The following is a 17,581-nucleotide window of genomic DNA, read 5'->3' on the forward strand; positions in this document are numbered from 1 at the left end:
TCAGTGCTCCGTTCCGAGGTAGGCGGCGCGCACAAGCGGGCTTTCCTGGACCTCCGCCGGGGTGCCCTCGATCAACTTCTTGCCAAATTCCATCACTACGATTCGGTCCGTCAGGTTCATGACGAACTCCATGTCGTGCTCCACCAGGAGCAAGCTCAGACCTTCGCCGCGCAACTGGCTCAGAACGTTCGCGAGTGCCTGCTTTTCCCCGTGGCGCAAACCAGCGGCTGGCTCATCGAGAAGCAGAAGGGTCGGATCCGACGCGAGGGCGCGAGCTATCTCGACGAGCCGCTGAGCGCCAAGCGAGAGGTTCCCAGCGAGCTCGTACATCGATGCCCCGAGGCCAATGCGTTCGATCTGCTTCTGTGCCTCCCGCAATACCCGCTTCTCGTCGCCCCGATCCATTCGAAGGACGGACGATGCAATGCCGGAGGAGGTCCGGAGATAGCACCCGATAGCGACGTTCTCGAGCACCGTCATATTGGGAACCAGCTTGACGTGCTGGAAGGTCCTCGACAAGCCGCGCCCAGCGATCTCACGAGAGGGCCGACCGTCGACGCGGTCGCCCGCGACCATGACCTGCCCACTGGTGAGGGGAAGCACGCCCGAGATCAAATTGAAGGTCGTGGACTTTCCGGCGCCATTCGGGCCGATCAAACCCACGATTTCGCCCCCCTTCACCGCGAAGGTGATGTCGTGCACCGCGGTCAAGCCGCCAAACTGCTTGCGAATGGCGTCCACGTCCAGCAGACGTTCGCCCTTGGCAACCTTCTCGCGCGCCGGCAAGGGGCCCGCTTCGCTCCAGTCGTTCTTCCGCTGCGACCTCGGCAGCACCCGTCCAACCAACGACCACAGACCGTGCGGTGCCACCTTGAGGACGATGATCAAGAGCAAGCCGAAGATCACACCCTCATAGTTCGCTCCGGCGCCGAAGAGTGCCGGCATCCAATCCTGCAGCGCGTCCTTCAGGACTGTGGAGAACCCGGCGCCGAGAAATGCTCCCCAGATGTGGCCCACACCGCCAAGAACTCCCATGAAGAGGTAGTCCAGGCTCTTGCCGATCCCGAAAGGAGACGGGGTCACGGCACGCTGCATGTGAGCGAAAAGCCATCCCGAAACCGACGCAAGCAGCGCGGCGATCACGAAGGCGGTCAGCTTGTATCGGAAGGTCGAGGCACCGATGGACGCCGGCATCGTCTCGCCGCCTCCGTGATCCACATTCATGGCGCGCAGCACGCGGCCTGTTCGCGAGTCCAGCAGGTGATGCATGCCCAGAGCCGCGGCTAGCGCGATGCCCCAGATCAGATAGTAGAAGTCCCGTCCGCCTTGGAGGCTGTAGGCGCCGATGCTGATCGGCGGAACGTTGTTGATCCCGTCGTACTTCCCGAGCGCATCCAGATTGCCGATCACGTAGTAGAGCGCGATACACCAGGCGATCGTTGCCAACGGAAGGTTGTGGCCGGACATCCGAAGCGTGACCCATCCCAGGCAAATAGCGACCACACCGGTGAGCGCCAGGCCGGCCACGAGGCCAAGCCAGGGCGGCAAGCCCATCGTCGCACAAAGATAGGCCGTCGTGTAGGCGCCAATACCGGCAAAAGCTGCCTGGCCAAAAGACGTCAGACCAACCACGCCCGTCAGCAGCACGATGCCGAGAACAACCAAGGCATCGATGCCGATGTAGTTCATCTGGGTGATGAGAAACGCTGGGATGGGAAGCAGCGGGAGCGCAAGCACCAGGACAACGAACGCGATGATGCCGACGCGTCGAACGTTGGCGCTTTTCATTCGCGCTGGCGTCGCTGTCATAGGGAGTATTTCAGCGATAGCCATCTCAATGCTCCTCCGAACCACGGCTCAGCAACGATCGCCACAGCAGTATCGGGATGATTGCGGCGAACACGATCGACTCCTTGAAAGCGCTTGCCCAGAATGATCCGAACGATTCGATCAAGCCGACGACGATGGCGCCAGCGAGCGCACCAGGGAAGCTGGCCAGGCCAGCGAAGACAGCAGCAACGAAGCCCTTCAGACCGATCAGGAACCCCGTGTCGTAGAACACCGTCGTTGTGGGGCCGATGAGTACGCCCGAGAGAGCGCCGACGCCCGCAGCGAGGGCGAAACTCAGCATGCCTGCCTTCTCCGCCGAGATGCCTACGATCCGGGCTCCGAGCTGGTTCACGGCGGTTGCCCGCAGGCTCATCCCTCGAAACGTCCGGGTGAAGAGCCAGAACAGCAGCGCAATGAGAACCGTAGCCACACCGATGACGATCGCGCTCTGGCTGTTGATCGAGATGTCACCCAGAGACCACGTGGCGTCGAAGAACGATGGAGTCCTGAACCCCTCGGGCCCAAAGAAAGCCAGAGCGAGGCTCGTGAGCGCGAAATGAACGCCGACCGAGACGATCAGAAGCGTAAGCACCGTGGAGGTCGCGAGCGATCGGTACACCAGCCGATAGAGCATCGACCCCATGGGCGTGATGATGGCCAGCGTCAGAAGAACCTGCACGGCCAAAGGCGCCTTCACCGGTCCGAGCCACGCAGCCAGCGCCACTACGATCGCTGGCACGGCAAGCACCCTGCCGCACGCCATGGCAACATCCTGAAGAACGCTGCCCCAGCGGATGCCGTTCCATATCTCCTGGACGACGCAGGCCACGGCCATGATCGCTACGAGCCAGACTGCAGATGGGACCTTCCCCAGTTGGAGTTGCGCCAAGGTCACCACGCCGAAGACGACGAATTCGCCCTGGGCGATGAACAGTACGCGTGTGACGGTGAACACCAGGATGATGGCGATCGCCATCAGGGCATAGACCGCCCCGTTGACTGCGCCGTCAACGAAAAGTAGGGATGCAATGGAGAGGTCCATGGGGGCTTTCTTTTTTTCAGCCGTTGCGCTTGGCGCCGATCAGCACGAAGAGGATCGTGGCTGGACGATCGCTCCTGTTGCGCCAGGCGTGGCGCGTGCCGTTCTGCACGATCAGGTCGTGAACCTTCAGAGCCTTGGAAGCGCCATCGTCAAGTTCGAGATGCAGTTCCCCCTCGAGAAGCATCGCGTAGTCGACGCTGTCGGTGGTGTGCATGCCTGGGCTGTCCATCTCAAAGCGCTCAGCCAAACCCGGCAGTACCTGCATGTATTCGCCGCCGGCTGCGGCGGGGTCGAAGTCGGCGCTTGCCATGACCGAGTCGGGCGGTAGCGTGACGACCATGACATTGGTTCCTCCGGCCTGCGGCAGCCAAGAGGTCGCGGTTGCGGTGGGGTCCGCTGAAAGCGCTGGCACCTGCGGATTTGGGGGCGTTTCCCAACCCAGACCTGCGCTCATGCCAGGCACGTGTTTGAACGCTGAGTAGCGCGGAAGCGTGCCGTCAGAGATAAAGACCGATTTGCCCGACGGGCTATGGCCGGTGACGATGCGTCGAACTTGCATGGAGTTCTCCAATATGGGATTGGGGATGCGTCAGTGAGCGATCACGATGTTCGTGAACCCGCCGGTGCGTTGATCGACGGCATCCAACGCCTCGTTCACCTTCTCGAGAGGAAAAGATTCGTGCTCGAAGACGCTCAGGTCGAGCTGCCCAGAAGCAGCCATGGCTGCCATGTCCTCTCCTTCCGCAGTGGTGAACCAGAGCGATCCAATGAGGGACTTCTGCTGGACCATCAGGGGGATGGGTTCGAGGGCGAGGGTTTCCGCAACGCCGCCCACGTTGATCGCTTTGCCACCGCGGCGCAGCGCGTTGAAAGAGTCCAAAACGGCGGCGGCCGGAGCGTTCGCGCCAAGCGCCTGGATCACAACGTCGACACCGAGGCCGTCGGTCGCCGCCATCACGATCTCCGCGACCGATTTTTCGCCCACCGCGACCGGATGGATTCGCTTCGGATCCAGCGCCTGCAGCTTTTCGAGAAGCGTCTTATTGCGACCGGTCGAAAAGACTTTCGAGGCGCCCATCGCGAGCGCAAGCAAGACGGTTCCAACCCCCAGGGTTCCGGTGCCCCCGTCAACCAAGACAGTCTGTCCCGGAGCAAACTGCGCCTTGCGAAGAGCCGAGTAGCCGGTCCCAAGGTAGCCGAACCGCGCCCCCTGCTCGAAGGTGATGCTTTCCGGGAGTTTCACGAGGTTCGCGACCGGGGCAACGAGATATTGGCCAAACCCACCGTACGGATAGTCTTCGAACAGCTGCTGGGAGCCGGGGCCGAAGCCGAAGTAGCCCATGAAGGTGTATGCCGTGCAGTTCAAGGAATCGCCCCTTCGGCATGCCACGCATCCACCGCATGAGAGTCCGGGATTGACGTACACCCGGTCACCGGGTTTGACGCCAGAGCGCACCTGGCTGCCAACCGCCGTCACGATACCGGCCGTGTCGAGTCCATATATGGCCGGCAGCTTCGGCAGGGGCAGGTAGGGGAACCAAGTCGGATAGTTCGTGATGACGTTCCGAAGGTTCGGGACGACGCCCGCCGCCTTCACCTCGACCAGGACGTCGGTTGGCCGAACCTCCGGGACCGGGACCTCGTCAACTTGGAATTTGCCGCCAACATCGTGAAGGCGTGCGGCGCGCATGGTCTTGTTGCTCATATTTGTCTCGCTCCAATTCAATCGTTGAGTTAAGGGTCAGTTCAGTTCGCTAGCTTCCAGCCGCCGTTCTCGACGCGCAGGAGAACAACAGCACGTTTGTCGGCGCCGGCGTGATCGGTCGGAGACATCGTGTAGACGCCCTGAGCACCTGCGAGATCCTTGGTGGCCTCCAGTGCATCGCGCAGTGCTTGGCGGAACTCAGTGGTCCCCGGCTTGGCCTTGGTCTTTGCGACCGCGACGGCCCTGTCGGCAAGCAGATACGCGTCCCATGAGTACGCAGAGAATGAGTTCCGGGTCCCCGGTCCATACTTCGCCTCGTAGGCCTTGGTGAACTCGAGCCCCTGCTTTTTCACCGGATTCGTGTCAGGCAGTTGCTCCGCGACGACCACTGGTCCCGCCGAGACCAAGGCACCTTCAAGCGCTTTCCCGCCGATCTTCAGGAACTCCGGATTGACCACCGCAGCACTGTGATAGATCTGCCCCTTGTAGCCGCGCTCCACCAACGCGGTGTGCGGCAGGGCCCCGGGCGTTCCGGAGCCGCCCAGCACGACGACATCCGGGCGGGAGGCAACGACCTTCAGCGCCTGGCTGGTCACCGACGTATCGAGCCGTGCGTAGCGCTCGTTTGTGGTGACGCTGAAGCCAGCGGCCGGTGCTTGCGCCGTCAGGGCGGTGTAGACCTGATCGCCCCAGGAGTCACTGAAGCCGATGTAGCCGACAGTCTTCGCCCCTTTCGCCTTGATGTGGTCGGCCACTGCACCCATTTGCAGGGATGTGGGAAGCGACATAGAGAACACCCACGGGTTCTTAGCCGGCTCGCCGCTCAGTGGTGACAGCGCGATCTGCGGCGTCTTTGTCTCGGAGGCGACGAAGCTGATCGAGGACGCCGTCGGCACATTGCCCGAACCGATGATCAGATCAACCTTGTCCTCCGTGATGAGCTTGCGGGCGAGGCGCGCTGCATTGGCTGGGTCGGTCGCATCGTCGACGACGATGTAGGTCACCGGTTCACCCCCGAGCGTGTTCGGAGTGGCAGCGAAAGTGTTCTTGTAGGGAATGCCCAGCGAGGCGCCCGGCCCCGACGCGCCGGTGATGATGCCCACCTTGATCTGTGCAGATGCGGTGCCGAGCAAACAGGCGAGCGCTACAAAGGCGACGGCGGAAGTTGCAAGCTTGAATTTCATTTTGTCTCCAGTAACGTTGAAAAAGACGAAAGCACGATGAACTCGAGCCGCAGCAGCGTTTGCCCCGCGACCAATCCTGATGACGACTACTTCGGCGGTGGTGACGCCACACCGAACTTGGTTCGAAGCGCTTTTCGCAGCACCTTCCCCGCGCCGCTCTTCGGCAGTTCCGTCACGAAGAAGATTTCCTTGGGGCACTTGTAGGCCGCGAGACGAAGCTTGGCGAATGCAATGAGGTCCTGGGTGGAGGCCTGGGAGCCCGCACGCAGCACGACAGCGGCGACCACCCTCTCGATCCAGCGCGGGTCTGGGACGCCAAACACAGCGGCTTCGCTCACGTCGGGCGATTGGTGGAGCACTTGCTCGACTTCGGACGGAAAGACGTTCTCCCCGCCGCTCACGACCATGTCGTTCTTGCGGTCGACCAGGTACAGATAACCCTGCGCATCCTGATAGCCGATGTCGCCAGTCCGCAAGAATCCGCCGGCAAAGGCCGCTGCACTCTTCTCGGGAAGATTCCAATATCCAACCATCGTGCGAGCGCTTCTAACCAGCACTTCTCCCGGTTCACCAATCTCTGCAGGATCGCCGTTGACGGTCTCGATGCGGATCTCGTCTGCCCCCAACGGTCGACCGCAGGATGCGAGCAGATGTGCGCTGCCGGAATCGGCGATCGCCTGCTCGTGGTCCTGGGGAGTCAGCGTGGAGATGATTCCGCCTTCGGTTGATCCATAGGACTGAGAGAACGAGCAGCCGCTGAGCACGGCAAGCGCGCGCTTCAGGTGTGCAACGGGCATGGCAGAACCGGCGTAGACGATCCTGCGAAGCGCGGCAGCTGCTGCGGGCGCCTCCGGATGACCGATCAGGTCGCCGAGCATCGTCGGCACAAGGTGAACATTCGTCACCGCATGGCTCTTCAAGCTCGACACGAGGTCGGCGAGATCGAACATCGGCCGCAAGACGATGGTGGCGCCGGTGCTGTAGCTCGGCAGGAGGTAGTAGCAGAGTCCCCCTACGTGAAACATCGGCATCACACAGAGGACAACGTCTGCCGCCGTTACGCCGATGGCTTGGGTAGCTGACGCCTTGCAGTTCTCCACCAGCCCGCGATGACTGATCGACGCGCCTTTGGGCGCGCTCGTCGTTCCGCTGGTGTAGATAAGACATGCGACGTCATCGGGCTGCACTGCCGGATAGGTCGCGCATCCCTCGCTGCGTCGGATCCAGTCCTCGTGACCGATCCATCCGTCGCGTCCATCGGCTGCCGCGACCCGCATCTTCACAGACGAGACGGCCTTGGCCATCTCGTCAGCGACGTCAATCCATACTGAGTCCGCGACGATCACCGCGGGCGTGCAATCCGCCAGCAGTTGCTCGAGCTCTGGACGGGACAGCCGCCAGTTCAGAGGCACTGGGATGAAGCCAGCCGAGCACGTTGCGACCCATTCGGCAAAGGCGACGCTGTTGCGGCCGAGCAGTGCAACCCGTTGACCTGGTCGAATCCCGGCGGCCAGAAGACCTTGGACAAGGCGCTCTACCCGTCGGCCGAAATCCTCGAAGCTGACCTCCGCGACGTCGTCGCGAAAGGCAATCTTGGCGCCCAGCGAGCTTTGAGCCCGCACAATGTCGCCGAAGACCTTTGCGTCTGGGAATGACATGGTTGCTCCCGTCGGTGAGGTTGCTTCGCTCACGCGAATTCCGGGTGCGCGGCGCGCCACGCCTCGAAGCCGGCGACGAATCGAGGAGACATGGCCTTCAGGCGCTCGGGATCGATGCGACCCGAGCGGCCGATGTAGCTCATGGCGAACTCCCACGCAGGAAGCTTCATGTAGTCTTCGAACTTCTCGTACCAACCGGCGCTCCTGGCCGACGCCGCAATCAGCTTGTCGACGATGGGTCGGCGACCGGCCTCGAAAGCGGCAAGCGCGTCAGGAATGCTGTTGGGGTTCTCGGCAAGCGCCTTGGTGAGGGCCTGCACATCTTCCAAGGCGAGACGTGTGCCGGACCCGATGGAGAAATGCGCGGTCCGCAGCGCATCGCCGACCAGGACGTATTTGCCGGACGACCAGTGTGCGTTGCTGATATTGGGAAAGCGCCTCCAGAGCGACTTGTTCGTCACCAGGCTTGCGCCCTCCAGCTCCTCGGCAAAGACTTGTTCGCACTTCACGCGCGACTGGTCTTCGGACATCGACGCGAAGCCAATCCGTTCGAAGGTTTGCTCATTCACCTCGACAAGGAACGTGCTCATGTCGGGCGAGTACCGATAGTGGTGCCCGTTGAAGTTGCCGTCAGGCGTCGCCTTGAACGTTTGCGTGAGGAAGTTGAACGGCTTGGTCGCACCGAACCACGCGAACCGGTTGTTCAGCAGGTCGAGCTTGGTCCCGAACTCCTTCTCGTAGGTCCTCCGCACGAGCGAGTTCACACCATCGGCACCAATGACGAGATCGGCCTCTCCCAGTTCGGCCAGATCGGTGATGAGTTTGCTGTTCACGAGCACGACGCCGGCGGACTCAGCACGTTCGCGCAACACCTGCAGCAGCCGAAGCCGCGCAATCGCGGTGAAGACCACGCCGTCAATCCGGATGGACTCCCCATGGATGCGCAGCTCGATGTCGCTCCAGGATTCCAGACCTGCCGTGATGGCTGCGAGCGTTTCAGGATCTTCGGCGCTCAGAAACTCGAGGGCCTTGTCCGAGAACACCACGCCGAACCCAAACGTCTCGCCGACAGCGTTCTGTTCGTAGACGACCACTTCAGAAGCCGGGAACTGGCGCTTGATTCGAAAGCCTGCGTATAGGCCTGCTGGCCCACCGCCGAGGATCTTGACTCGCATGGTTATCTCCTGTCAGGACTTGGAAGCTTGGGCAGCGACTGGCTTGAGCCTGTCGGCCTTCTTGTCGATGAACTGCTTGAGCCCAGCCCGGGCCTCCGGGCTGGTCTGGGTCATTGCAGCCATCAGCGATTCGACGAACAGGCCGTCGTCGTGCGACATGTCGTGAATGCGAGGCAGGGCGTTGATGATTGCGTAGTTGGAAATCGGAGAATTCGTCGCGATTCCGGACGCGAGCTCCAGTGCCTTGTCGAGAGCGCCGCCTTCCGCGGTGACAAAGTTCACCAGGTTGGCCGCGAGCGCCTCATCCGCCTTCATGACGCGAGACGTGAGCATCATCTCGACCATTCGCGTGACACTGAGCAAGCGCGCCACGCGAACCGAGCCACCACCGCCAACGAAGATGCCGCGCTTGCCTTCCGGCAGCGCAAAGTACGTGGTGGCATCAGCGACACGGATGTGGGCCGAAGCGGCGATCTCGAGCCCTGCACCAATCGTCGCACCCTGAAGTGCTGCGATGAAGGGGATCTTTCCCTGCTCGACTATGTTGAGCAGCGCATGCTGGGCGCGCGAATCATGGAGGCCATCGATCGGCGTTCGGCCCATGTGCTCGGCAAGATCGAGGCCCGCCGAGAAGTTCTCGTTGCGGCTGTAGATGATCCCCACACGCGCCTCTTCCTGGGCGCGCTGCGCGGCCTTCCCCAAGGCTTCAAACATGGCCTGGTTCATCGCGTTGCGCTTGGAAGGACGATCGATCGCAATGAGGGCGATGTTGCCTCGAAGCTCGTAGGAGATTGCTTCAGATTCGGTCATGAGAAGTTCCGCAATGGCGGTCAGATGTGTTCGAAGAGATCCAGCGACGAGGCGCCGGCGGTGGCTTGTTTGGCTGCATGGGCAGCACGCGTTTCAAGATCGCTCAACCAATACTTGCCCGCTGCTGCGAGTCTTCTGGTGATTCGGTCTTCGCCTGGCGCGCTTGCGAGCCGCACGGCGATCCAGCCTGTAGCGCCTAGCATCGCCAGCCGAAGGAAGGAAACGGCTCCTGCCTCCGCGTCACGCGGGGAGGATTGAAGCTTAAGAACGGCGTCCCCCGTAGCTTTGAGGATGGCGAGGGTGGCAACCGCCGGCGCGGCCAGGGATGAGTCGGCGGCCGCGACTTCGGCGGAGGCGACCTGCAGAAACTCCCCCAGCCCCTTTCCGTTGTCGCGCCAGAGCCGGCGGTGCACCAGGTCGAGCGCCTGAACCCCGGTCGTTCCCTCGGCGATCGACATCATCCGGGCGTCGCGCATCCACTGTTCGACGGGCCATTCGGTCGTGTAGCCGGCGCCACCCAGCACTTGGATGGCTTCGTCAGGAACCTCGTGCCCTGCGTCTGCACACGAGGCCTTGACGACGGGAAGGAGCCATTGCGCAACGTTGTCCGTGGCCGGCCGATTGCCCTCGGCCCTCGCGGAATCCAGCTGTTGAGCGTCGATGCGGATGACCAGCTCGTAGACCAGCCCGTGAAGTACTTCCACACGGCTCGCCATCGTCAAGAGCTGGCGCTGAACATCGGCGTGATTCGAGATGGCGATCGGCGGCTTCGACGGATCACCGCCCTGGCGGCGCTCGGCGGCATGGCCAAGGGCGATCTGTTCGGCGCCGAACGCCATCCCTACTCCTTCGATTGCCACCATCTGGCGCATCGTCTGGATCATCACGAACATCTGAGTCAGGCCACGATGCTGCTTCCCGAGCAGGTAGCACTGCGCTCCTTCGAATCCCATGGCGCACGTCGGGGAGCCATGCAGGCCTAGCTTGTGTTCGATCCGGCGCGCCTGCACGCCGTTTGAAGCCAGCTCGCCCGCCGCGTCGTGAACGAAGTTGGGCACCAGGAAAAGGCTGAGGCCGGCGCTGCCAGGAGGCGCGTCAGGCGTCCGCGCCAACACCAAGTGCCCGATTCTCTCGACAAGATCGTTGTCGCCGAAGGTGGTCCACATCTTCTCCCCGGTCAGGCGCCATGTGCCGTCATCGGACGGCGAGGCGCGAGAACGTATGCGTCCGACATCGGAGCCCGCGTCCGCTTCTGAGATGCAGATCGTTGCGGCCCATTCGCCGGTCACGAACTTCGGGATCCACTCTTCCTTGATCGCATCCGAAGCAAACTGCATCAGAACTTGGGTTGCCGCGCGAGTTGGGCCACTGACCATTCCGATTGCCATGCATGCCCGGTCGAAGAGCTCGCGGCACGCGGCGTTCACGAAGGTTGGCAAGCCTTGACCGCCATATTCCTCCGGCTGGTCGACGCTGTTCCAACCCGCCGCGGCCAGGCTCTTCCAAGCTTCTCGATAGCCCGGGGCCGTCCTCACCCGGCCGTTCAAGGTCAGACAACCCTCTTCGTCGCCGATCCGGTTGATCGGAACGAGGACTTCCTCGGCGAACTTCGCAGCTGCATCGAGGATTTGTTGAATCGAATCCGGCGAAACATCGATGCCTCGAAGAAGGCGCTCTGCCAACGGCCTATAGCCCGGCACGAGTTCGATGTGCTTTCGGATCACGTCCGCGTGAAATCCGTAGTTGGTGTCGTTCATCGCGCCACCTTGCTTCGCGCGCGTGCGCCCAAAATCGCAAGATCGTCGCCGGCATACGGATGCGCAATCCGGTACGAGAGGAAGTCGACGAGTTCCCGGTCGCGCCAGGCCGACCATTCGGCATTCGAGTGTCCCTTACGCAACATCTGGGCACCCGCCTTGAGTGAGTCGCAAACCTCGGGCGTCAGCGTTGGCTGCCCCAAAGACGACCACCAGCCTTCGACATCCGTGCGGAAACGGGCGAGGATCTGTTCCATTCCACCGTCACCACCAGCAAGATTGAAGGTCATCAACGGACCCATGACCGCCCAACGGGGGCCAAGGCCGAAGAGCATGGCGGCATCGATGTCGTCCGCGCTGGCTACGCCCTCGCTCAAGCAGAAGATCGCCTCACGCAGGAGCGCAAACTGCAGACGGTTCGACAGATGGCCCGTCATTTCCTTCTGCAGCGTGATCGGATGCTTGCCGAGCTTCTCGTAGAAGCGCCGCGCCAGCGTCACCGCCTCTGGCAACGTCTTCTCCCCCGCCACCACTTCGACCAGCGGAACGATGTACGCGGGGTGGAAGGGGTGCCCGAGCAGCAATCTCTCCGGATGGATGCAGAAGGCCTGCAGCTGCGAAGGAGGAACCCCACCGCTGCTCGACAGAATGAGGCGGTCGGATGGGACGACGCTGTCAATCTTGGCGATCACATCGCGCTTGATCTCCAAGGCTTCGGCCACGTTCTCCTGAACAATGTCGCTCTGGCGAGCCATGTCTTCCAGAGAAGCGGCGAAGCTCAGGGCCTCGAACGGAGGGTTTGCCTGGCTCGCGCTATCGAGTGCACGCAGGGCGGGCCATGCCGCCTCTACTCCCGCACGAAGTCGCTCTGCGGCGCCCTCCGAAGGGTCGTACACGACAACCTTCATGTCCTTTGCCATCATCAGGGCCGCCCAGGCGGTGCCCACAGAACCGGCCCCTGCAAGGCCGGCCACACGGATGTTTTCAAGCGCGAGGAGTGCCACGATATGCCCTACGCCAAGCCCATCATTTGGCGGGCTTCGTCCGGAGTGGCCGGCTCAAATCCGAGCTCACGGATGATACGAACCTGCCGCTCGATCAGCATCTCGTTGGTGGCGTGCACGCCCTTGCTGTAGTAAAGGTTGTCCTCCAGGCCGACCCGGACATGTCCGCCGAGCAGGAGTGCGTGCGTGGTGGCCGGAAGCTGCGCCGTTCCGGCAGCCGAGACATTGAAGATCGAGTTCGGCGGCAACAGCTTGACCATCATCTGCAGGATGTCGGGCGTGTAGGGCATGGCACCCTGAAAGCCGCGGTCTACATTCAGCACGAAGTTGAAAAAGTACGGCGGCTTGTCGCAGACCTTGATGAGGCGGGTGGCGTCCTGGAGAATGTGCGCAGGGCTGAACACTTCCCATTCGGGCTTGATGCCGCGCTCGATAAAGCGCGAGGCCAGTCGATCGCACTGGCTCGGTGTCGTGCTGACAATCATCTCCCGCTTGCCGTGTATCGCAGCGACGGTGAAGCCGTCGAATGTGGCCATCTCGGCGCCGGCGTCCAGACCCTTCAGACGCTCCTCGAAGTTCACGTCGTACATACCGTCCGGTCGTTCAATCAGCATGTCCCCGTCGACGCCCCCGCCGGTGGAGTTGTTGATCACGATGTTGCAGCGCTCGCGCACCAGCTGGTTGATCCTGCGATAGATGTCCGCATTGCAGGTTGCTTGGTCGTCAGAGCGGCGCGCGTGGATGGCAACCACCGAGGCGCCAGCGTTGTAGCAGCGATGCACCGATTCCGCGATCTCCTGAGGCTGCGTAGGAAGATTCGGGTTTTGAGATTTCTTCGCCATGCCCCCCGTGGGGGCGACGGTCACGATTACTTTGTTGCTTGCCATGAGAGTCTCCGTTGGGCAGATGCCCGGGTTGTCAGCTTTCGACTGAAAGGGCCGTTCGCACCTGATCTGGCACGGGCAGCGTGGTGAGGACTGGTGGTTGCGTGAGCGAGTGCGTGGCCCAGACCCGGGTCTCGGTCGACTCCATGCAGAGAACTTCACCCACGAGGAAGCGATGCTTGAAGTTCAACGACTTGCCGCCAATCTTTTCGACCAGGATCTCGTGCGTCACTGTTTCGTGGAGCTTTGGCGCCTGATGAAACTGCATCGAGAGCTGCAGCACGGGCAGCCCGCCACGGGTCTCCGTATCGAGGATGGCGTTGGGGTCGATGCCGAGCGACAGGAACATCTGGTTCAGGCCGTCGACCATCCAGCGCGCGTAGTTCGGGAAGAAGATGATCCCGCCCGCATCGCACTCGCTCCACTGCATCAATCGGTCGTAGCGATAGGTCCGCATGGCTCAGCTCCGAGCCGGCGTTGCGTACCCAGCCGCGACGCGCACCTGGATCTTGGCGACGCCTGCCACTTCCGCATCCATGACATCTCCAGGGTCCACCGGCCCAACGCCATCCGGCGTGCCGGTCATGATCACGTCGCCGGGGTAGAGCGTGTAGAACGACGAGGCGTACTCGATCAAACGCTGTACGTTGAAGATCAGCTTGCTGGTGTTCGAACTTTGGCGCGCCTGCCCGTTCACCGTAAGGGTCAGTTCGAGCGCGTTCGGATCGGCCACTTCGTCGGTCGTGATGATCCAGGGCCCGAGCACGCAGTACGTATCGACCGATTTGCGGAAGGTCGGAAACTCCTTTCCTCGCACCGTCATGTCCAGGCCGACGGCGTAACCCAAGACGTAGTCGAGCGCTTCTTCCTTCGTCACCATCCGCGCCTCGCGGCCTATGACAACGGCGAGTTCAACCTCGTGGTCGGTGCGACGGTCCGCGAATCGAACCTCGACTTCGTCGGCAACGCCAATCAGCGAAGTGTTCGCCTTGAGGAAGAGGCCGTACTGGTCCAGGGAGGTGTAGACATGTCCGTGGCTGATCTCCGAATCCGCGTTGGCTTCCTCTATGTGCGCCTTGTAGTTGATTGGTGCGCCGACAATCTTGGACGGGTTCGCGACCGGGCTGTCCAATCGAACCGAAGACAAGGGGATGCGTGTCTGATCGCTCCCGAGGGCAGCCCTAAGCTTGTCCTTCAGGCCGTCGATCTGGCGAATGATCGTGTCGCCCGGAGGCACCGGCCAAGTCTGCTGGCGATCGAACAAGTCGGTGACATCGATGACGCCATCCCCGTCGACGATGCCAATGCAGTCGTTGTTGAAGCGGCAGATTTTCATTTGGAGTCTCTTGGTTGGGGTATGCGATGGAAATCAGCTTCGTTCTTCGCGCCAGAGGCCCAGCTTCTGATGAACCGGGGCATCTGAGAAGTTGAAGAGGACGGTCTCGCCCGAGGCTTCCAGGGTCACAGAGGCCCAGGCGGGGATGGCCAGGACGTCCTTCGGCGACAAGGTGATTTCCTTGCCTGCTACGGTCGCCCGAACGCTGCCTTCGACCAGGACGATGACGCTGCCATCTGTGGAACGGTAGGGAGCCGTCTTGAAGCCGTCCGGCAGGAGTCGCATGCCTGCGGAGATGGTGGGCAGCGCATCGCCCCCAGTGGTCGGGTTGATATAGCGGATCTCAAAGCCTCGGTGGGCATCGATCTCTTCCGTCCTGGAGATCAGAGTCAGGACCGCCTTGGTCTGGTCGTACGAATACTTGAACAGCGGCGAGCTATTGGTGGGCTTGTCGGAAGGGCGAAGCATTCCGCTGCCGAAACGCAGGCGGGCTTCGCCCTCGCTTCGGTGTGCGATCTGGGACGCATGCTCGTACTGCTCGCGAAAGCCAGCCTTTAAGAAGTGGATGAACGGAACGTCCAGACCATCAAGCCAGACAACGGGGCCGGGCGATTCGCTGCCGTGGTCATGCCACGTCCACGCCGGAGTGATGATGAAGTCTCCCGGCGACATGGACACCCTCTCGCCGTTGACAGCGGTGTAGGCACCCTCGCCCTCAATCGCGAAGCGAAGCGCGGACTGGACATGGCGGTGGGCAGGTGCGACCTCGCCCGGAAGGATCAGCTGCAGACCCGCATACAACGTGTCCGTGATGCGAGATTCGCCAGTCAGGCTCGGGTTCTCCAGGACCAGGACCCGTCGTTCGGCCTCTTCGGCGGTGATTAGCCGGCCGGCCGTCAAGAGATGTTGTCGAATCTCAGCGTACTTCCAGGCGAAAGCCTGCGCAACGGGTTGCGGCGAGGGAGGCACAAGCCGTGCAAGCGATGCCCAGAGCGGAGCCAAGCTATGGTTGCCGAGTTCGGTGTAGTAGGACTCGCGGTCAGAAAGCTGCGACGAAGATGGCGAGAAGTCGTTCATTTTGCCTCAGATGGCTAATCGTTAGCCTAGCTAACAATGTAGGAGGCTAAGGCCAGCAGGTCAATGCGCTTTCAAGGCGATTCGATTGGTACTTTCCCTACGGCGCGGCAGCCCAGCATCGGGGCGTGCCCGCGTCAGGCGCGCAAAATCGGGCGGGAAACCGGACCGAAAACCGTTTCGCTTAGCTAATCATTTGCCACACTAATCGTTCGGTTTTTGCGCTACACTGCTTGAAGGCGTTCCGGCCGAAGGACTACAGTTCCCCATGAGCGAAGCATCTGTTCCCAATACGAAAAGCAAACCTTCGAAAGTGCTTTCCAACTCCCCTACGGCGAACCGAAAGCAGTCGGCTCTCGTTATGGGTAAATACCTCTTGGAGGATTCAGTTGGTTACGCGCTACGCCGCGCCCTGGTGCGGAGCGACGGAGCATTTGCGAAGTACCTGGTCCCTCCGATGTCACCTGCTCGGCTAAGCGCCTTGGCAACGGTCGGGGTGAATCCAGGCATCAACCAGTCTGCGCTCGGCGCGATGCTGAACATCGCGGGCCCCAGCGTGGTGAAGGTCATCGACGATCTCGAGGGGATGGGCGTCCTTCGTCGTGAGCGCATGGACGACCGCCGCAACTACGCGCTTGTCCTGACCGATCAGGGCGTCACTGAGCTAAATCGCTATCAACAGCTGGTCAGGACGTTCGAAGCCGAAATCGCCGTTGCTCTCACCGCCGATGAGCGCAAGCAACTGTTGCATCTCCTCTCGAAGATTGCCCCAACAGAGTCTTGAGGCCTAAGCGGCTGCGACGATCCGGGCCTTTCCTCCTAGATTCGGAGCACCGCTGCGATCGCCTAAATTGATCAACGGCGCCCGAGGTCGGTTTGCGGAAAAAGCGGCCATCGACTACGGCGACACGAACGTCTGGAGATGGCCGAGATGGCATGGACACCGCCAATTTTTGACCGCGTAGGCCACCGAAAAGCTGGTGTGTCAGAGTGGGGATTCCACCCCTCACTTCCGACTGGAGGCCCGACATGAATGCTACGACCTATGGATTGGATGTTGCAAAGCGCGTGTTTCAGCTGTACTGGGTCGACGCGGAGACCGGCGAGATCGTGAATCGCCGATTTGCCCGGGGGGAGCTTATCGAGTTCTTGTCATGTCGACTGCCCGGTCGCGTGGCGTTGGAGGCCTGCGGAAGTGGGCATTGGTGGGCGCGAAAGATCAGAGCGCTGGGTCACGAGGTTGTCCTTCCGCATGCGAAGTTCATCCGGCCCTTCGTGCAAACAAACAAGACCGACGCTGCGGATGCGCGGGCGATCTGGACTGCCGTGCATCAGCCAGGTATGCGCTCAGTGGCGGTGAAGTCGGAGGAACAGCAAGCGATGCTGAGTCTTCATCGGATGCGCACGCTCTTGCTCAAATTCCGCACGATGCAAGTGAACCAGTTGCGAGGATTGCTTTACGAGTTCGGAGCCACGTTCAGAGCGGGTCGTGTCGCCGGTCTCGCCGAGATCAGGTCTCGCATGTTCGAGCTCAAGAGCCAACTACCAAGCACGATCATGTCCTGTCTGCAAGAGCAGGTCGGGCGTATCGATGGAATCCAGCAAGACATTGATCGACTGGAGGCGCGAATAGCCGTTTGGCAGAAGCAGGATCAGGCTTGCCGCGCGATCGCCGATGTACCAGGCATAGGTAGGCTGACCGCGACTGCGCTGGTCGCGACAATGGGTGACGCCACGATGTTCAAGTCCGGACGTGAGTTCGCCGCATTTCTTGGCCTGGTGCCCCGCCAAAGCGGCACGGGAGGCAAGGTTCGATTGGGCTCGATCTCGAAGCGAGGCGATCCGTACTTGCGAACGCTGTTGATTCACGGGGCGCGGTCGGTCATGTATCACACGAAGGCGCCGACGCCTTGGCAAAAGGAAATACAGGCGAGGCGACCAGCCAACGTCGTTGCGGTTGCACTCGCAAGCAAGATGGCTCGCACGGCTTGGGCGATTCTGGCGCGAGGTCAGACCTATCAAAGGCACTTCGTGAGCGTGAAGCCAGCGTAGAAGGAAAGAGGATGCAAGGGAGCACTGGTTGGTTGCTGAGGTCGATTCAATGTGATGGCAAGACAGGTCG

16 protein-coding genes are annotated in these 17,581 nt (G+C 61.6%); 2 read left to right on the top strand and 14 right to left on the bottom strand.

Features of this window, described 5'->3' with window-relative positions:
• From AC1DSF_RS08375 to gtdA, 14 genes are all read right to left on the bottom strand, one after another.
• The gene (locus AC1DSF_RS08375; protein ID WP_478182609.1) at positions 1-1,788 is read right to left on the bottom strand and encodes a branched-chain amino acid ABC transporter ATP-binding protein/permease; all 1,788 of its coding nucleotides are present in this window, start codon (positions 1,786-1,788) and stop codon (positions 1-3) included.
• Positions 1,789-1,834: 46 nt separating this feature from the next.
• Positions 1,835-2,872: a branched-chain amino acid ABC transporter permease gene (locus AC1DSF_RS08380; RefSeq protein ID WP_478182610.1), complete on the bottom strand. Its 1,038-nt coding sequence runs from the start codon at positions 2,870-2,872 to the stop codon at positions 1,835-1,837.
• Between the two features lie 16 nt (positions 2,873-2,888).
• Positions 2,889-3,431, bottom strand: a complete 543-nt coding sequence (locus AC1DSF_RS08385) for a cupin domain-containing protein (RefSeq protein ID WP_478182611.1) — start codon at positions 3,429-3,431, stop codon at positions 2,889-2,891.
• A gap of 30 nt (positions 3,432-3,461) precedes the next feature.
• Positions 3,462-4,562 carry an alcohol dehydrogenase catalytic domain-containing protein gene (locus AC1DSF_RS08390; RefSeq protein ID WP_478182612.1) on the bottom strand — a complete coding sequence of 367 codons (1,101 nt, stop codon included), beginning with the start codon at positions 4,560-4,562 and terminating at the stop codon, positions 3,462-3,464.
• A gap of 56 nt (positions 4,563-4,618) precedes the next feature.
• A complete protein-coding gene (locus AC1DSF_RS08395; protein ID WP_478182613.1) occupies positions 4,619-5,680 on the bottom strand; it encodes an ABC transporter substrate-binding protein in 1,062 nt (353 codons plus the stop codon).
• Between the two features lie 167 nt (positions 5,681-5,847).
• Positions 5,848-7,419 (bottom strand): class I adenylate-forming enzyme family protein, encoded by a 1,572-nt coding sequence (locus tag AC1DSF_RS08400; RefSeq protein ID WP_478182614.1) that lies wholly within the window; start codon positions 7,417-7,419, stop codon positions 5,848-5,850.
• A 29-nt stretch (positions 7,420-7,448) separates the two neighbouring features.
• Positions 7,449-8,594: an FAD-dependent monooxygenase gene (locus tag AC1DSF_RS08405; RefSeq protein ID WP_478182615.1), complete on the bottom strand. Its 1,146-nt coding sequence runs from the start codon at positions 8,592-8,594 to the stop codon at positions 7,449-7,451.
• Between the two features lie 12 nt (positions 8,595-8,606).
• The gene (locus AC1DSF_RS08410) at positions 8,607-9,404 is read right to left on the bottom strand and encodes a crotonase/enoyl-CoA hydratase family protein (protein WP_478182616.1); all 798 of its coding nucleotides are present in this window, start codon (positions 9,402-9,404) and stop codon (positions 8,607-8,609) included.
• Between the two features lie 20 nt (positions 9,405-9,424).
• Positions 9,425-11,161 (bottom strand): acyl-CoA dehydrogenase family protein, encoded by a 1,737-nt coding sequence (locus tag AC1DSF_RS08415; RefSeq protein ID WP_478182617.1) that lies wholly within the window; start codon positions 11,159-11,161, stop codon positions 9,425-9,427.
• A complete protein-coding gene (locus AC1DSF_RS08420; protein WP_478182618.1) occupies positions 11,158-12,165 on the bottom strand; it encodes a 3-hydroxyacyl-CoA dehydrogenase NAD-binding domain-containing protein in 1,008 nt (335 codons plus the stop codon). The genes AC1DSF_RS08415 and AC1DSF_RS08420 overlap by 4 nt, the downstream gene beginning before the upstream one ends.
• An 8-nt stretch (positions 12,166-12,173) precedes the next feature.
• On the bottom strand, positions 12,174-13,052 hold the full coding sequence (locus AC1DSF_RS08425) for a beta-keto acid cleavage family enzyme (RefSeq protein WP_478182619.1): 879 nt from the start codon (positions 13,050-13,052) through the stop codon (positions 12,174-12,176).
• A 31-nt stretch (positions 13,053-13,083) separates the two neighbouring features.
• Complete coding sequence (locus tag AC1DSF_RS08430; protein WP_478182620.1) at positions 13,084-13,506, bottom strand: acyl-CoA thioesterase; 423 nt, start codon at positions 13,504-13,506, stop codon at positions 13,084-13,086.
• Positions 13,507-13,509: 3 nt separating this feature from the next.
• The gene (locus tag AC1DSF_RS08435; protein ID WP_478182621.1) at positions 13,510-14,385 is read right to left on the bottom strand and encodes a fumarylacetoacetate hydrolase family protein; all 876 of its coding nucleotides are present in this window, start codon (positions 14,383-14,385) and stop codon (positions 13,510-13,512) included.
• Between the two features lie 33 nt (positions 14,386-14,418).
• Positions 14,419-15,462: a gentisate 1,2-dioxygenase gene (gene gtdA, locus AC1DSF_RS08440; RefSeq protein ID WP_478182622.1), complete on the bottom strand. Its 1,044-nt coding sequence runs from the start codon at positions 15,460-15,462 to the stop codon at positions 14,419-14,421.
• Between the two features lie 265 nt (positions 15,463-15,727).
• On the opposite strand from gtdA, the gene AC1DSF_RS08445 reads away from it, so the two are divergent.
• Both AC1DSF_RS08445 and AC1DSF_RS08450 read left to right on the top strand, forming a co-directional pair.
• Entirely contained in the window at positions 15,728-16,243 is a 516-nt protein-coding gene (locus tag AC1DSF_RS08445; RefSeq protein WP_478182623.1) for a MarR family winged helix-turn-helix transcriptional regulator, read from the top strand.
• A gap of 245 nt (positions 16,244-16,488) precedes the next feature.
• Positions 16,489-17,511 carry an IS110 family RNA-guided transposase gene (locus AC1DSF_RS08450; RefSeq protein WP_478182624.1) on the top strand — a complete coding sequence of 341 codons (1,023 nt, stop codon included), beginning with the start codon at positions 16,489-16,491 and terminating at the stop codon, positions 17,509-17,511.
• Positions 17,512-17,581 lie beyond the last annotated feature (70 nt).

This window comes from Variovorax sp. 01N429 (assembly GCF_056399425.1).

Bases quoted from the DNA above. Each gene is read 5' to 3' on its own strand.
- AC1DSF_RS08375 (WP_478182609.1), bottom strand. From the start codon at position 1,788: ATGAAAAGCGCCAACGTTCGACGCGTCGGCATCATCGCGTTCGTTGTC.
- AC1DSF_RS08385 (WP_478182611.1), bottom strand. From the start codon at position 3,431: ATGCAAGTTCGACGCATCGTCACCGGCCATAGCCCGTCGGGCAAATCG.
- AC1DSF_RS08410 (WP_478182616.1), bottom strand. From the start codon at position 9,404: ATGACCGAATCTGAAGCAATCTCCTACGAGCTTCGAGGCAACATCGCC.
- AC1DSF_RS08450 (WP_478182624.1), top strand. From the start codon at position 16,489: ATGAATGCTACGACCTATGGATTGGATGTTGCAAAGCGCGTGTTTCAG.
- AC1DSF_RS08390 (WP_478182612.1), bottom strand. From the start codon at position 4,562: ATGCGCGCCGCACGCCTTCACGATGTTGGCGGCAAATTCCAAGTTGAC.
- AC1DSF_RS08380 (WP_478182610.1), bottom strand. From the start codon at position 2,872: ATGGACCTCTCCATTGCATCCCTACTTTTCGTTGACGGCGCAGTCAAC.
- AC1DSF_RS08415 (WP_478182617.1), bottom strand. From the start codon at position 11,161: ATGAACGACACCAACTACGGATTTCACGCGGACGTGATCCGAAAGCAC.
- AC1DSF_RS08445 (WP_478182623.1), top strand. From the start codon at position 15,728: ATGAGCGAAGCATCTGTTCCCAATACGAAAAGCAAACCTTCGAAAGTG.
- gtdA (WP_478182622.1), bottom strand. From the start codon at position 15,462: ATGAACGACTTCTCGCCATCTTCGTCGCAGCTTTCTGACCGCGAGTCC.
- AC1DSF_RS08425 (WP_478182619.1), bottom strand. From the start codon at position 13,052: ATGGCAAGCAACAAAGTAATCGTGACCGTCGCCCCCACGGGGGGCATG.
- AC1DSF_RS08405 (WP_478182615.1), bottom strand. From the start codon at position 8,594: ATGCGAGTCAAGATCCTCGGCGGTGGGCCAGCAGGCCTATACGCAGGC.
- AC1DSF_RS08435 (WP_478182621.1), bottom strand. From the start codon at position 14,385: ATGAAAATCTGCCGCTTCAACAACGACTGCATTGGCATCGTCGACGGG.
- AC1DSF_RS08400 (WP_478182614.1), bottom strand. From the start codon at position 7,419: ATGTCATTCCCAGACGCAAAGGTCTTCGGCGACATTGTGCGGGCTCAA.
- AC1DSF_RS08430 (WP_478182620.1), bottom strand. From the start codon at position 13,506: ATGCGGACCTATCGCTACGACCGATTGATGCAGTGGAGCGAGTGCGAT.